Origin of the sequence: Streptomyces hygroscopicus (assembly GCF_026168105.1) — a bacterium.
Classification (GTDB): Bacteria; Actinomycetota; Actinomycetes; order Streptomycetales; family Streptomycetaceae; genus Streptomyces; species Streptomyces hygroscopicus_D.
Genome location: NZ_LBMW01000002.1, coordinates 229685 through 244548, shown reverse-complemented (window position 1 = coordinate 244548; position 14864 = coordinate 229685). Strand labels below are relative to the sequence as shown.

At 72.0% G+C, this 14864-nt stretch carries 13 protein-coding genes; 1 reads left to right on the top strand and 12 read right to left on the bottom strand.

Going from position 1 to position 14864, the window contains the following annotated elements; genetic code table 11:
* Positions 1-20: 20 nt before the first annotated feature.
* The 10 genes from AAW14_RS03465 to fmt all read right to left on the bottom strand — a co-directional run bounded on the left by AAW14_RS03465 (position 21) and on the right by fmt (position 10005).
* The gene (locus AAW14_RS03465; protein ID WP_265559693.1) at positions 21-740 is read right to left on the bottom strand and encodes a FadR/GntR family transcriptional regulator; all 720 of its coding nucleotides are present in this window, start codon (positions 738-740) and stop codon (positions 21-23) included.
* A gap of 126 nt (positions 741-866) precedes the next feature.
* Positions 867-1319, bottom strand: coding sequence for an Lrp/AsnC family transcriptional regulator (locus AAW14_RS03460; RefSeq protein ID WP_265559691.1), 453 nt, complete (start codon positions 1317-1319; stop codon positions 867-869).
* 10 nt (positions 1320-1329) lie between these two features.
* Positions 1330-2823: an amino acid permease gene (locus tag AAW14_RS03455; RefSeq protein ID WP_265559688.1), complete on the bottom strand. Its 1494-nt coding sequence runs from the start codon at positions 2821-2823 to the stop codon at positions 1330-1332.
* Between the two features lie 463 nt (positions 2824-3286).
* Positions 3287-4729, bottom strand: coding sequence for a GuaB1 family IMP dehydrogenase-related protein (locus AAW14_RS03450; protein ID WP_265559686.1), 1443 nt, complete (start codon positions 4727-4729; stop codon positions 3287-3289).
* A gap of 107 nt (positions 4730-4836) precedes the next feature.
* A complete protein-coding gene (locus AAW14_RS03445) occupies positions 4837-5190 on the bottom strand; it encodes a barstar family protein (RefSeq protein ID WP_265559684.1) in 354 nt (117 codons plus the stop codon).
* The gene (locus tag AAW14_RS03440; RefSeq protein ID WP_265559681.1) at positions 5187-5606 is read right to left on the bottom strand and encodes a ribonuclease domain-containing protein; all 420 of its coding nucleotides are present in this window, start codon (positions 5604-5606) and stop codon (positions 5187-5189) included. The genes AAW14_RS03445 and AAW14_RS03440 overlap by 4 nt, the downstream gene beginning before the upstream one ends.
* A 40-nt stretch (positions 5607-5646) precedes the next feature.
* On the bottom strand, positions 5647-6690 hold the full coding sequence (locus AAW14_RS03435) for a sugar-binding transcriptional regulator (protein WP_265559897.1): 1044 nt from the start codon (positions 6688-6690) through the stop codon (positions 5647-5649).
* Between the two features lie 78 nt (positions 6691-6768).
* Complete coding sequence (gene rpe, locus AAW14_RS03430) at positions 6769-7455, bottom strand: ribulose-phosphate 3-epimerase (protein ID WP_265559679.1); 687 nt, start codon at positions 7453-7455, stop codon at positions 6769-6771.
* A gap of 124 nt (positions 7456-7579) precedes the next feature.
* Entirely contained in the window at positions 7580-8998 is a 1419-nt protein-coding gene (locus tag AAW14_RS03425; protein ID WP_265559677.1) for an RsmB/NOP family class I SAM-dependent RNA methyltransferase, read from the bottom strand.
* A gap of 74 nt (positions 8999-9072) precedes the next feature.
* Positions 9073-10005: a methionyl-tRNA formyltransferase gene (gene fmt / locus AAW14_RS03420; RefSeq protein ID WP_265559675.1), complete on the bottom strand. Its 933-nt coding sequence runs from the start codon at positions 10003-10005 to the stop codon at positions 9073-9075.
* 296 nt (positions 10006-10301) lie between these two features.
* Between fmt and AAW14_RS03415 the strand changes: the two genes are divergently transcribed.
* Complete coding sequence (locus AAW14_RS03415; RefSeq protein ID WP_265559673.1) at positions 10302-10835, top strand: hypothetical protein; 534 nt, start codon at positions 10302-10304, stop codon at positions 10833-10835.
* A gap of 283 nt (positions 10836-11118) precedes the next feature.
* On the opposite strand, the gene AAW14_RS03410 is transcribed toward AAW14_RS03415, so the two are convergent.
* Entirely contained in the window at positions 11119-13269 is a 2151-nt protein-coding gene (locus tag AAW14_RS03410) for a primosomal protein N' (protein WP_265559671.1), read from the bottom strand.
* A 157-nt stretch (positions 13270-13426) separates the two neighbouring features.
* Positions 13427-14635 carry a methionine adenosyltransferase gene (metK, locus tag AAW14_RS03405; RefSeq protein WP_265559669.1) on the bottom strand — a complete coding sequence of 403 codons (1209 nt, stop codon included), beginning with the start codon at positions 14633-14635 and terminating at the stop codon, positions 13427-13429.
* Positions 14636-14864 lie beyond the last annotated feature (229 nt).

Sequence of the window (14864 nt, the reverse complement as noted above, 5' to 3'; positions counted from 1 at the left end):
GGTTGGCTTCGGCCGGCCGCTCACCGGATCGCGTGTGCCTGATTCGCCTTGTCCAGCGCGCCCAGCATGAGCTTCTCCGTCTCGCGCAGATACCTCTCCGCCGCGCGTTCCGCGTCCTGTGGGCGACGGTCGATCACTGCGCGGACGACCGGGTCGAGCCGGGCGGCAGCCTTGGCCGGGTCCTCGAAGGGTGCGCACAGCGCCCGGCGGACCGGCATATAGGCGTTGAAGAGCGTATTGGTGAGCAGCAGGTACACCCGGTTGCCGGTGGCCCGGGCCAGCTCGCGATGGACTTCGACGTCGGCCAGTTGGGCGGCGTCGGCGTCGGGCGCCGCGGCCACCGCCTCCAGCAGCTCGGCCAGCCGCCGCGACTGCCGGGCCGTACGGCGGGTTGCAGCACGCCGAGCGATCAGCGAGCCGATGTGCCGCCGTACCTCGAAGATCTCCACCAGCCAGCCGCTGTCCTGGGAGGCAAGCATCGGCAGCAGGTCGGCCCCGCCGACCCGCAGGAAGTCCCGGACCCGGGTGCCGATGCCGTGGCGGGTGCTCACCATCCCGGCCTGCTCGAGCCGTGAAAGGGCGTGCTTGAGGGTGGTACGGGTGACGCCGTATCCGGCCGCGAGTTCACGCTCGGGCGGCAGGAGCGTGCCAGGGGTGTGCCTCCCGCGCAGAATGTCCTCGCGCAGCCTGGCCTCCAGCAGGTCCACGACCGACTGGTGCTGGATGCTCTCGACGGTCACGGAGGTACTCCCGGTGCGCGCTGACTGCGGACCAGTGGCTGAGCCACCGTTCCGCAGTCAAACAGGTGTCACATCCTCGGGTCAACTCTCCGCCCGAGCAGGCAAACAACGCCCCCGGACACACGTCTACGTCGGCGAACCCGACGAGAACCGCCGCAGCAGCGGCGACAGTACGAGCACGGACTTCGTCCGCTCCACGAACGGCTCCCCGGCGATGCGTTCGAGGACGCGCTCGAAGTGACGCATGTCGGAGGCGAAGACCTGGGCGATCGCGTCCGCCTCACCGGTGACGGTGGAGGCGGCCACGACCTCCTGGTAGCGCTCCAGGCCCCGCTGGATGGTCTCCGGCGAGGTGTTGCGCCGGCAGTAGATCTCGACGAACCCCTCGGTCTCCCAGCCGAGCGCCGCCGGATCCACCCGTACGGTGAACCCGGTGATGGCGCCGGTCGCCCGCAGTCGGTCCACGCGCCGCTTCACGGCGGGCGCGGACAGGCCGACCAGTTGCCCGATGTCCGCGTAGGAGCGGCGGGCGTCCTCGGCGAGGGCGTGGACGATGCGTTCGTCGAGATCGTTCAGCACGGCGGGCGGTTCACTTCTGTGCGGTGACTGCGGGGGCCGCGGGCTCCACGGCGGCCAGCCGGGAGCGCCGGTGGCCATACAGGAAGTAGAACACGAGCCCGACGGCCATCCAGACACCGAAGACCACCCAGGTGACGGCCGAGAGACTGCCCATCATCCACACGCAGAAGGAGAAGCCGATCGCGGGCAGCACCGGCGACAGCGGCACCCGGAAGGTGCGGGTCATGTGCGGCCGCGTCCGGCGCAGCACCACCACCGCGACATTGACCAGCGCGAAGGCGAAGAGGGTGCCGATGCTGGTTGCGTCGGCGAGCTGCCCGAGCGGGATCGCCGCGGCGAGGACGCCGCAGAAGACGGACACGATGACGGTGTTGGCGCGGGGGGTGCCGGTCCGCGGGTGGACGCGCGAGAAGACCTTGGGCACCAGGCCGTCCCGGGACATCGCGAAGAGAATGCGCGTCTGGCCGTAGAGCACCGTCAGCACGACGCTCGCGATGGCGATGACCGCGCAGGCCGCGAGCAGCGTGCCCCAGAAGGTCTGTCCCGTGACATCCTTCATGATCTGGGCGAGTGCGGCCTCGGAGTCGTTGAACCGCTTCCAGGGCTTCGCGCCCACGGCGACGGCCGCGACGACGACGTACAGCGCCGTGACGATGACGAGCGACAGCATGATCGCGCGCGGCAGGTCGCGCTGCGCGTTCTTCGCCTCCTCACCGGCAGTGGAGGCGGCGTCGAAACCGATGTACGAGAAGAAGAGCGTCGCCCCGGCGGCGCTGACGCCGGCCATGCCGAGGGGCATGAAGTTGGCGTAGTTGCCCGAGCGGAAGCCCTGGATGCCGATCAGGCAGAACAGCAGCAGCGCGGCGATCTTCACGAGGACCATGATCGTGTTGGCGCGCGCGGACTCCTTGGCGCCGCCCAGCAGGAACGCCATGGCGAGCAGGACGACGATCAGCGCGGGCAGGTTGAAGATGCCGCCGTCCCCGGGCGGCGCGGACAGGGCGGCCGGGATGGTGACCCCGATGGTCCCGTCCAGCAGCTCGTTGAGGTACTGGCCCCAGCCGACCGCGACGGCCGCAACCGACACGCCGTACTCCAGGACCAGGCACCAGCCGCAGACCCAGGCGATCAGCTCGCCCATCGTTGCGTAGGCATACGAGTACGACGACCCGGAGACCGGGATGGTGCCCGCCAGCTCGGCGTACGAGAGGGCGGAGAACAGCGCGGTGAGACCGGCGATCACGAAGGAGAGGGTGACGGCGGGACCGGCCTTGGGGACGGCCTCGCCGAGGACCACGAAGATGCCGGTGCCGAGCGTGGCACCGATGCTGATCATGGTGAGCTGCCACAGCCCGAGGGAACGCCGCAGCGTGCCTCCCTCACCCTGGCCGCCCTCGGCGACCAGGCTCTCCACGGGCTTGCGGCGCATCAGACGCGCGCCGATGCCGGGTGTCGCGGGGACTGGATGACTGCTGGACTGCGGAGGTGCGCCTTGGTCGAGCACGCGTCGGCTCCTTATCGCTGCCGGGCAAGGGGGCAGGCGGGACCGGCGGCACCCCACAAGGGCGGGGACCACCGAGCGGGTCCTCACCACGCCACGTACAGCGCATGACCCTACGAGTCCGCCCTCCACGGGCGTAATGCAGCAGCCTTGCGCATCTCCGCAAGATCATTGCGTTCATCGGGCGGGTGCGGATGTTCGTTGCGCAGGCCCTTTCGATGTTTGCGCAGCCCGGCCGCGGGGTGCGGGTTCCCAGCCGTCCTGCACGGCCCCGGCGATCGTGCGTGCCTGGGCTTCGTCCGCCGCGTCGGAGCCGGTCACCATGGAGCCGACCGTAGGACGCGGGTCGTCGCGTCTCCCGGTGTCTCCCGGTGTCTCCCGGTGTCTCCCGGCTTTCGGCCGGACGCGCGGACGGCCCCCGCGGTCCCGCGACGGGACAACAGGGGCCGTGCCGAAGGGGGGTGTCTCAGCTCCAGCTGGCGTGCAGGGGCTCGCCCTCCGCGTAGCCCGCCGCGCTCTGGATGCCGACGACAGCGCGCTCCGCGAACTCCTCGAGGGAGCCCGCGCCCGCGTAGGTGCAGGAGGACCGGACGCCCGCGATGATCGAGTCGATCAGGTCCTCGACACCCGGCCGGCCAGGGTCGAGGAACATGCGGGAGGTCGAGATGCCCTCCTCGAACAGGGCCTTGCGGGCACGGTCGTACGCCGACTCCTCGGACGTCCGGTTGCGGACGGCGCGGGCCGAGGCCATGCCGAACGACTCCTTGTACAGACGGCCGTTCGCGTCCTGCTGCAGATCGCCGGGGGACTCGTACGTGCCCGCGAACCACGAGCCGATCATCACGTTGGACGCGCCCGCCGCCAGGGCCATGGCCACGTCGCGCGGGTGACGGACGCCGCCGTCGGCCCACACGTGCTTGCCGTACTTCTTCGCCTCGGCCGCGCACTCCAGGACCGCCGAGAACTGCGGGCGGCCGACGCCCGTCATCATGCGCGTGGTGCACATGGCGCCGGGGCCCACCCCGACCTTGACGATGTCCGCGCCCGCCTCGATCAGATCGCGCACGCCCTCCGCGGCGACGATGTTGCCCGCCGCGAGCGGCACGTTCGGGTCCAGCGCCCGTACGGTCCTGATGGCGCTGATCATCGACTCCTGGTGCCCGTGCGCGGTGTCGATGACAAGTGTGTCGACACCGGCGTCGAGCAGCTGCTTGGCCTTGCCCGCGACGTCGCCGTTGATGCCGACGGCGGCGGCGATGCGCAGCCTGCCGCCCGCGTCGGTGGCCGGCGTGTAGAGCGTGGCGCGCAGGGCGCCCTTGCGGGTCAGGATGCCGGCGAGCCTGCCGTCCTTGTCGACGGCGGGCGCGTAGCGGCGGTTGGCGCCGTCGAGGATGTTGAAGGCCTCCCGCGGGTCTATGCCGGCGTCGAGGAGCAGCAGGTCCTTCGACATGACGACCTCGAGCTGCGTGAAGCGGTCCACTCCGGAGAGGTCCGCGTCGGTGACCACACCGATCGGCCGGTGCTCCCCGTCGACGACCACACCGGCGTTGTGCGCGCGCTTCGGCAGCAGTGACAGCGCGTCGGCGACGGTCTGGTGCGGGGCCAGCACGATCGGGGTGTCCAGCACCAGGTGGCGGCTCTTCACCCAGGAGACGACCTCGGTGACCACATCGATCGGGATGTCCTGGGGTATGACGACGAGGCCGCCGCGACGAGCCACCGTCTCCGCCATACGCCGGCCGGCGATCGCGGTCATGTTGGCGACGACCAGCGGAATGGTGGTGCCCGTGCCGTCCGGGGAAGCGAGGTCCACGCCCTGACGGGAGCCGACCGCGGAGCGGCTCGGCACCATGAACACGTCGTCGTACGTCAGGTCGTACCCGGGCTGGATGTCATTGAGGAAACGCACGTGCTGCACATCCCAGTCGATCAGAGGCGGCCCCCGGACAGGACAGCCAGGGGGAAGAGCACGTACTTCATTCTCCCATGGCGGGGGCCGTACGGTCCCCGGACAGATCATCCAGGCAGGTCAGCGGGGTCTTCGTGGGATCCTCCAAGCGCGAGCGCGACGGAGAGCCCCGGCGTGCGGTCCACCGCCTCGGCGAACACGCCCTGAGCGATCTCCCACTCCTGCGGGCGCGCCGTCGCGTAGCCCCGCCAGCCGGTGACGACGATCAGCAGCCCCTGCCCGGCCGCGGCCTCGGGCCAGACCGAGGGGTCGGTGAGCGAGTCGGCGAGCGCGTCCCAGTTGCGGCCGAACCAGTCCGGCAGGTCCAGGGCGCGGACGGCCCGCTCCATGAACACGGCCTTGTCGGCGACCCCGTCGAGGTTCAGCGCAACCACGAACCGGCCCCTGAGGTCGTCGGTCATCTCAGCACCGCCCTGAAGGAGTTGTAGTGATCGTCGGTGTAGTAGATCTCACCGCCCTGCCCGGTCACGATGCGCCGGGCCCCACGGTCGCGCGAGCCCGGCATACGCACCGTGTACTCGTGGTAATAGCCGCGCGGGTGCGGTGGCAGCCGGCGCTCGAAGTTGCCGAAGACGACGCCGTCCTGGGTGTAGGGGTACGGGCCGCCCTTGTCGATGAGGACGAGGGTGTGCCGGGCCTCCGCGGGGAGCTCGGACTCCTTCACGGTGGCCAGGTGCCGAGCCCAGGAGGGGACCGGAGCCGAGGCGGGGGCACGGGTCGCCGGGCCGGCGGTGTGCGTCGGGGAGCAACCGGTGAGCAGGACGGTCAGACAGACGAGGAGCCCCGCGAGCATGCGAGGGACGGACCGCAGCAGCATGGCGCCGATGCTGCCACAGCCGTCCCCGCGCGGGCGGTCGTCAGGACCCGTCGGGGTCCGCGCGGTTCAGCGCGGGCTTCGGCGTCGGCCCCGCCGTCATCAGGTAGTCCGCCGCCGACGTGTCCGTCACCAGGCTGGTGACGAGCCCGGACCGCAGAACCGCGTCGATCGCGGCCGCCTTCCGCTGTCCGCCCGCGATCGCGACGACCTCTGGGATACGACGGAGCTGGTCCGCCTTCACCGTGATGCACCGTTCCCCGAGGTCCCGTCCGACCCGGCGGCCCTCGGCGTCGAAGAGGTGCGCGGACATCTCGGCGGCTACACCGAGGGACGCGTAGTGGGCGCGTTCCTCGTCGCTGAGCATGTCGTGCACCGTCGAGATGCCGGGCTCCCAGGAGCCGATGGAGACGCAGGCCACCGTGACCTTGTCGAAGTACTCGAAGGCGCGGGCGATCCCCGTCTGGTTGCGCAGCGCCGCCGCGGTCGCCGCGTCGGGCAACAGCATCGGCGCGTAGATGGGGTGCGCGTCCCCGCCCGAGACCTGCGCGGCGCGGCGAACGGCCTCCACCGAACCGCGCTCGGCGGTCCCGGCGTCGTACACGCCCGTCAGCTGCACCACCGTGCACGGTGGCAGCCGATCCAGGGCCGCCGCCATGTGGATGGTGGAGCGCCCCCAGGCCAGGCCCAGCACATCGCCCTCGGCGACCAGCTCGCCGAGCAGGTCGGCGGCGACCTCCCCGAGGTTCTCCGGGTCGGGCGACTCCTCGGCCTCGGCCGGGGACTCGACCACGACCGCGTGCCTGAGGCCGTAGCGGGCGCGCAGCGCGTCGGAGCGCTCGGCGTCCAGCTCGGCCGGAACACGGATCTCGATCCGTACGAGATCCCGTTCGAGGGCGGTCTCCAGGACCCGGGCCACCTTGAAGCGGCTGACGCCGAACTCCTCCGCGATCTGGATCTTGGATTTGCCCTCGAGATAGAAGCGACGGGCCATGGCCGCCGCCTGCACCAGCTCAGCGGGTCCCATCCGCATGGCTGACCGGCCCGCCGACATACCCGACACGGCCATCTCCTCACTGCTGTGCACACACTGCATTCGCCGTTCATCCTTGCAGATCCGGCGAACTTGATCAGCCCGGACGGTCGGCGTTCAGGTTCCGTTGGCTCAGTCGTCGCACGCCCAGGACGCACGGGCGGTCGCCCGCTCCGCCTGGGTGCGCAATGCACGTACCGCCGCGGACGGGTCGGCCGCGCCGTACACCGCCGAACCGGCGACGAAGACGTCCGCCCCCGCCTCGGCGCACTGCTCGATGGTGGAAGCCGAGACACCGCCGTCGACCTGCAGCCAGAGCTCGAGGCCGTGCTTGCTGATCAGCTCTCGGGTGCGGCGGATCTTCGGCAGCATGATGTCGAGGAACGACTGGCCGCCGAAGCCGGGCTCGACGGTCATGATCAGCAACATGTCCAGCTCGGGCAGCAGGTCCTCGTACGGCTCGATGGGCGTGGCGGGCTTGAGGGCCATGGAGGCCCGGGCGCCCTTGGCCCGGATCTCGCGCGCCAGTCGCACCGGCGCCGAGGCCGCCTCGACGTGGAAGGTGACCGATCCGGCGCCCGCCTCGACGTACTGGGGCGCCCACCGATCGGCGTCCTCGATCATCAGGTGCAGGTCCAGCGGGGTGTCCGTCGCACGGACCAGGGACTCCACGATCGGCACGCCGAGCGTGAGGTTCGGGACGAAATGGTTGTCCATGACGTCGACGTGGAGCCAGTCGGCCCCTTCCACGGCCTTCGCCTCCTCGGCGAGGCGGGCGAAGTCGGCGGACAGGATGCTGGGGTTGATCTGCACGGCCATGAGCCAAGCCTGCCATGCCCGGCGCCGACTGTTGTCGTCGGTCCGGCTGGTGGATGGGGCCCGGATCCGGCCATCCCCCTCGTCTCGACGGCGACCGCTGCCGTGCGGGCGTGCGGTGCACAGGTCAGGCGGTCCGGCGGACGAGCGCCAGGTACATCGCGTCGGTGCCGTGCAGATGCGGCCACAGCTGTACGTCGGGGCCGTCGCCGAGGGCCGGTACGCCGGGCAGCAGCGGCCGGGCGTCGACGAGTTCGGCGTTCCGGCACTGCTTGAGCACGTCGTCGACCACGGCACGGGTCTCGGCGAGGTGGGGCGAACAGGTGGCATAGCCGACGACGCCACCGACGCGCACCGACTCCAGCGCCGTTCGCAGCAGGGAGCGCTGCAACGGCGCGAACCCCTCGAGGTCCTCGGGCCGACGGCGCCACCGCGCCTCGGGGCGGCGGCGCAGCGCCCCGAGACCCGTGCAGGGCACGTCCATCAGTACGCGGTCGAAGGAACCGGGCAGCCACGGCGGACGGGTGCCGTCGGCGGCGATGACCTGGTACGGCCCGGGGTTCCCGGCGAGCGCCTTCGCGACCAGACCGGCCCGGTGCGGCTGCTTCTCGGAGGCGAGCAACGCGGCACCGCGCTCGGCGGCCAGGGCGGCGAGCAGCGCGGCCTTGCCGCCGGGCCCCGCGCACCCGTCGAGCCAGCGCTCGTCGGGCCCCTCCAGGGGCGCGTTCGCGAGTGCCAGCGCGACGAGCTGGCTGCCCTCGTCCTGGACACCCGCACGTCCTTCCCGTACGGCCTCGACGGCGCCGGGCTCGCCGCCCTCGGTCAGCCGGACGGCGTACGGGGACCAGCGGCCCGGCGCCGCGGACTCTTGGCGGAGCAGCTCCTCGGTGGTGGCACGGCCGGGACGGGCGACGAGGGTGACCTCGGGCCGTTCGTTGTCGGCCGCGAGAAGGTCCTCGATCCCGGCGCGCCCGCCGCCGAGCGAGTCCCACAGGGCGGAGACGACCCAGCGCGGGTGCGAGTGCACGACGGCGAGGTGGTCCTCGGGGTCCTCCTCGTAGGGCGGCGCGACCCGCTCCAGCCAGCCGTCCAGGTCGTCCTGGGCCACCTTGCGCAGCACCGCGTTGACGAACTTGGCGCGCCCGTCGCCGAGGACGACCCGGGCGAGTTCCACGGTGGCGGACACGGCGGCGTGCGACGGGATCCGCGTCGCGAGCAGCTGATGGACACCGAGACTCAGCACGTCGAGGACGGGCGGATCGACCTCTCGCAGCGGCCGGTCGACACAGGCCGAGAGGATGGCGTCGTACGTCCCCTGCCTGCGCAGCGTCCCGTACACCAGCTCGGTGGCGAGCGCCGTGTCCCGCCCGTCGAGGCCGTCCCGCTCGCGCGCCTTGCGCAGCAGCGGCGGCAGGACGAGGTTCGCGTACGCGTCCCGCTCGTCCACGGCTCTGAGCGCGTCGAAGGCGAGGATGCGGACGGGGTCCTTCTTGGGGCGGCGGTAGGGCTTGCCGGGCTTGCGGGGACGACGGGACTGGTCGCTCACGAAAAAGGTGCTCCGGGTGTGGGACGACGTGCGCTTCCAGCGTACGTCCGTGGGGTGTCGGGCAGGAGTGGAGGTCAGTTCCCGAGGGTCTCCCCCGCTCCGATCCGCACCCCGCGCGCCCAGTCCGCGGCCCGCATCGGCTTCTTGCCCTGGGCCTGCACCCACACGAGCTCGACGGCGTACGAGCCGGTGCCGACGTACACGTTGTTCTTGCCGATGGACAGCTGCCCGGGGGCCAGGTCCGTCCGGTCGGGGAGAGGCGTGACCTGGATGAGTTTGAGCCGCTCGCCGCGGAAGGAGGTCCATGCTCCGGGTGCGGGCGTGCAGGCGCGGACCATCCGGTCGACGCGGAGCGCGGGCGCGGCCCAGTCGACGTGCGCGTCCTCAACGGTGATCTTCGGCGCGAGAGTGACGCCCTCGGAGGGCTGCGGGACAGCCTTCAGGGTGCCGTCCTCGATGCCGTCCATGGTGGCCTCGAGCAGTCCCGCACCGGCGAAGGCGAGCCGGGTGAGGAGGTCGCCGCTGGTGTCGGTGGGGCGGACCTGCTCGGTGACGGTGCCGTAGACGGGCCCGGAGTCGAGTCCCTCTTCGATGAGGAAGGTGGAGGCTCCGGTGATCTCGTCCCCCGCGAGGAGTGAGTGCTGCACGGGGGCTGCGCCGCGCCAGGCGGGGAGCAGGGAGAAGTGCAGATTGACCCAGCCGTGGGCGGGGATGTCGAGTGCGACGCGCGGCAGGAGCGCACCGTAGGCGACGACGGGGCAGCAGTCGGGCGAGATGTCGCGCAGCCGGGCGAGGAAGTCCTCGTCCCGGGGCCTGTTCGGCTTGAGGACCTCGATGCCGGCCTCGTCCGCCCGTTCCGCGACGGGACTGGCGACCAGCCTGCGCCCACGCCCCGCCGGCGCGTCGGGCCGCGTGACGACGGCGGCCACCTCGTGCCGGCCGGACGCGATCAGGGCGTCCAGCGCGGGAACGGCGACCTCGGGGGTACCTGCGAACACAAGCCTCATGGGTGAGTGACGGCCTCTCGGGCGGGAGTTTGACGGTGCCGTACGCTTCCGGCTGCGCGCGGCGGGCGGGCAGCGCACCAGTCTATGGGGGCCGGGGCATCGTGGGCGCGACGGCTGCCACGACCCGCGTCGCATACGTCTCGCAGCGCACACCACCCGTGGGGGCGTACGCATATGCCCTTACGCCCCCGCACCGTGACCACAGGCCAATAGACGCGTTGGTCAAGAGAGAGTTGACCGCTCCGGGCCGCGATCGCGGCCCGATCCTTTTCAACGCCGGTTCGAGAGGCTTGTTCATGGCCGACCACGCAACCCACGACGCCCAGGCCCGGGCCAGCCTGCACTTGCTGGTGCGGGACATCGAGCGGGTCCGCCGGCAGGTGGACGCGCTGCGCACGCTCACCGCCCAGTTGGGCAACGTCTACCGCCCGCGCCGCTCCGGCCCGTCCACGGGCTTCGTCGTCTACGGACGCGCCCCCGCCCCGACCGTCCGTCTCGCGCAGGAGTTGCGGGACAGTGTCGAGACCCTGGTCACGGCGGCCGTGGACTTCGACCGCTCGCTCGGCTTCTCGTGGGACGCCGTGGGCTCCGCACTCGGGGTCACCAAGCAGGCGGTCCACCGTCGTTACGGCGCCCGCCGCGCCGCCGCCCAGCCAGCGGCCGAGACCGAGCGCGCACCGGAGCCGTCCGGCAGCCGCACGCTCAACGTAGGCGCGGGCATCCCCACCGTCCCCGCGGCCCGCTCGATGCCGACCCAGCCGACAGCGGGCAGCCCCACCCTGCGCGACGAGGCGCGCCCGTCGGCCTTCCCCGGCCCGCGCAGCGGCTGAGCCACCCTCGGTGCCCTGCCGGGGGGCGTCCGTGATGTGTGCCTGAGCAGCACCGACGGGCGCCCCCCGGACGCGCGACGGCCCCGCCGCGGGACGGCACCACGCGCACACGCCACGCGGACCTGGCCGCCGGTCCCCCCCCCGGCCGCCGGATCGATCCGGCTGGACCGGGAATCACCCTGAAATCGACCCGAAATCGACCCACGATGGCCGGAATCAATCTGTAGCGGCCGGGGTCGATGCGCAGCGATCCTGATCCATCCGCAGCCGCCGCGTTCGGCTCTCAGCCGATGTCGGGCGGATCGATCCGGATCCGCACCGCGTCACTTCCTCCCCGCGCCGTCCGGGCCGCCTGTGCGGTCTTCAGCCCGGCGGCCAGTGCGGCCCCGCTTCCGGGTGGCACCCGGAAGAGCACCCGCACCCACCGCTCCCCCGATGGCGGCCCCCCAGCCCGCCGTGGCCGCCCGGCCTCGGTGACCGGCACCGGCACGGGTCCCAGCACCTCGGCGTCCGGCGGGAGTTCGGCGCCGGCGAGGAAATCCGCCACGGCCTCCGTCGGCCCGGACACCGCCGCCATCCGCGACACCGGCGGAAATCCCAGTTCCGCCCGCTCGGCGAGCTCCCGCACCGCGTGTCCGACGGGATCCCAACGGACGAGCGCCTGAACGGGCCGCAGCGTCGGCTCGGCGACGACCACGACGGTTCCACCCGCCGACTGCGGACGTACGAGCGCACCCGCGCCGATCCAGCGCCGCAGCGCGTCCTCGCCCGCACGCAGATCGGGGCGCCCGAGCATGGCCCACCCGTCGAGGAGCAGCGCGGCCGCGTACCCGCCCTCGGCGACGGGCTCGGCACCGGGCGTACTGACGACCAGGGCGGGTGTCCCCGGCACCGTGTCCAGCACCTGCTCACGTCCCGAGGTCCGCACCGGGACGGCCGGAAACGCGCGCCCCAGCTCCTCGGCGGTCCTCCGGGCCCCAACGACCTGGGCCCGCAGCCGGAATCCGCCGCACTCAGGGCAGTGCCACGCGGTCTCCTCACGTCCGCACCACCCGCACCGCAACTCCCCGGCGTCCCGCGCCGTCAGGGGCCCGGCGCAGTGGCGGCACCGGGCGGGCGCGCGGCACTGCGCACAAGCCATCCGGGGTATGTAGCCACGCCGCGGCACCTGCACCAGTACGGGGCCCTGCCGCAGCCCGTCCCGTACGACCTCCCAGGCGAGTGTCGGCAGACGCGCGGCCCTGGCCGCCTCGTCCCGGGCGAGGTCTCCGTCCCCCACGGTCCGTACAAGCGGCGCGGTCGCCCGCACCCGCTCGCGGTCCGCAACGAGCGGCGCCGCCCAGCCGGTCTCGACGAGCTGGGCGGCCTCCACGGTGCAGCTCCAGCCGCCCAGCAGAAAGCCGCATCTGTCGCGGGAGGCGCGCAGCTCCAGGACCTCGCGGACATGCGGAAAGGGAGCGTTGTCGTCGCTGTGACCGGCATCGCCGTCGTCCCAGACGACGACGAGCCCGAGATTCTGCACGGGCGCGAACATGGCGGCCCGCGTCCCCACCACCGCCCGCACCGCGCCGCGCCGTACCGAGAGCCACTCTCGGTAGCGCCGCTCCTGCCCGGCGTCGGCCGTCAGCACCGCATGCTGCCCGTCGCCCATCAGCCCGCGCAGCGCCGCGTCGACCCGCGCGGCGGGCCGCCCGGCGGGCACGACGACCAGCGCCCCCCGGCCGGAGGCCAGCGTCGCCTGCACGGCTCGGGCGATCTCCTCCGCCCACTCCGGCCCGGGCAGGGCGGTCCACACGGCCCGGGGCGCAGCTCCGGCAGCCAGCGACCGCAGGAATTCCGCCCCCCGCCCGTACCGCCGCCACGACCCGGGCTCGGGCGCCGGAGGAGGCGGGGGCGGCGCACCCGTCTGTGCGGCCTCGGCCCGGGCGTGCCGCGGCGGCACGGCCAGCTGCAGTACGTCGGCGAGGCTGCCCGCGTACCGGTCGGCGACGCCCCGGGCGAGCCCCAACAGCTCGGGCGACAGGACGGGCTCGGGTGACACCACCTGGGCCAGGGCCGCGAGGGGTCCCGCGTAGTCGGACTCGGCCACCCGCTCGACGAGGAACCCGTCGATCAGCCCGCCCCCCTCGCGGCGCCCTTCGCGCACATTGCGCCCGCCGGCCCCGAACCGCACCCGGACCCTGACCCCGGGCTGTGCGACGGCGTCCAGCTCCTCGGGCACCGCATAGTCGAAGTACCGGTCGAGATGCAGCACGCCCTTGTCGACCAGCACACGCGCGACGGGCAGCTCCTTGGCCAACGCGGCCCCCCGCCACGTCCGCGGCTTGGCCCTGGGTACCTGGGCCTTCCGCACGGCCTCCCGCATCAGCGCAAGCTGCTCGGGCGGCGCGGCTTCTCCCTCGCCCGCCCGATGCTGCCCGTTCCCGCTGCTCACGCTTGCATTCTTACCAAAGACCACTGACACCGGGGCGGGCCCGAGCTCACTCGGCCGTCGCTCGCCCGCGTCCGAAGGCGGTGTCCGAGGCGTTCCGACGCGACGAAGCCCGGTCGCCCCAAGGGCGCCGGGCCTCGTCGCGGACGTGTGGGAAGGGCTACAGCCCCGCCGCCTTCCGCAGGGCGTCCACGCGGTCCGTGCGCTCCCAGGTGAAATCGGGGAGTTCGCGGCCGAAGTGGCCGTACGCCGCCGTCTGGGCGTAGATCGGGCGGAGCAGGTCGAGGTCGCGGATGATCGCGGCCGGGCGCAGGTCGAAGACCTCGGCGATCGCTTGCTCGATCTTCTCGGCGTCGACCTTGGCCGTGCCGAACGTCTCCACGAACAGACCCACCGGCTCGGCCTTGCCGATCGCATACGCGACCTGGACCTCACAGCGGGAGGCCAGACCCGCGGCCACCACGTTCTTGGCGACCCAGCGCATCGCGTACGCCGCCGAACGGTCCACCTTGGACGGGTCCTTGCCCGAGAACGCACCGCCACCATGACGGGCCATACCGCCATAGGTGTCGATGATGATCTTCCGGCCGGTCAGTCCGGCGTCACCCATCGGACCGCCGATCTCGAAACGCCCGGTCGGGTTGACCAGCAGACGGTAGCCGTCCGTCTCCAGCTTGATGCCCTCGTCCAGCAGCGCCTTCAGCTCCGGCTCGACCACGAACTCACGGATGTCGGGAGCCAGCAGGGACTCCAGATCGATGTCGCTCGCATGCTGCGAGGAGACCACCACCGTGTCCAGACGGACCGCCTTGTCACCGTCGTACTCGATGGTGACCTGCGTCTTCCCGTCCGGACGCAGATAAGGGATCGTGCCGTTCTTGCGGACGTCCGACAGACGCTTCGACAGACGGTGCGCCAGGAAGATCGGCAGCGGCATCAGGGTCGGGGTCTCGTCCGTCGCGTATCCGAACATCAGACCCTGGTCACCGGCGCCCTGGCGGTCCAGCTCGTCGTCGTCGCCTTCGACACGGGACTCGTACGCCGTGTCCACACCCTGCGCGATGTCCGGGGACTGGGAGCCGATCGAAACCGAGACACCACAGGACGCGCCGTCGAAGCCCTTCTTCGACGAGTCGTAGCCGATCTCCAGGATCTTCTCGCGCACCAGCTGGGCGATCGGCGCGTACGTCTTGGTCGTGACCTCGCCGGCCACATGCACCAGGCCGGTCGTGATGAGCGTCTCCACGGCGACCCGGGACGTCGGGTCCTCGCGCAGAAGCGCGTCGAGAATGGTGTCGCTGATCTGGTCAGCGATCTTGTCGGGGTGGCCCTCGGTCACGGACTCCGAGGTGAACAGGCGACGGGACACAACGCTCCCTGTGGTTGCAGCGGCTGCTGGCTGATCATTGGCGGACGGGACGGGGGCTGCGCCCGGCGTCGTCCGGAGACAGTTTATCGGTCGCGCTCGGCCACCGGCCCACGTGTCTCGCCTCTCGGGAGCGCTGTGACCTGCGGCACAGGCATTCTGCCCAATGCCGCACGCTCATTTCCAGGGTCGCCACGCGTGAATGTCCGGGGTTCGGACGGGTCTCGTACGA

What these genes read in the sequence shown, in the direction of transcription:
- AAW14_RS03445 (WP_265559684.1), bottom strand. Translation starts at nt 5,190, where the DNA reads ATGACCGACGACCTCAGGGGCCGGTTCGTGGTTGCGCTGAACCTCGAC.
- AAW14_RS03440 (WP_265559681.1), bottom strand. Translation starts at nt 5,606, where the DNA reads ATGCTGCTGCGGTCCGTCCCTCGCATGCTCGCGGGGCTCCTCGTCTGT.
- rpe (WP_265559679.1), bottom strand. Translation starts at nt 7,455, where the DNA reads ATGGCCGTGCAGATCAACCCCAGCATCCTGTCCGCCGACTTCGCCCGC.
- fmt (WP_265559675.1), bottom strand. Translation starts at nt 10,005, where the DNA reads ATGAGGCTTGTGTTCGCAGGTACCCCCGAGGTCGCCGTTCCCGCGCTG.
- AAW14_RS03415 (WP_265559673.1), top strand. Translation starts at nt 10,302, where the DNA reads ATGGCCGACCACGCAACCCACGACGCCCAGGCCCGGGCCAGCCTGCAC.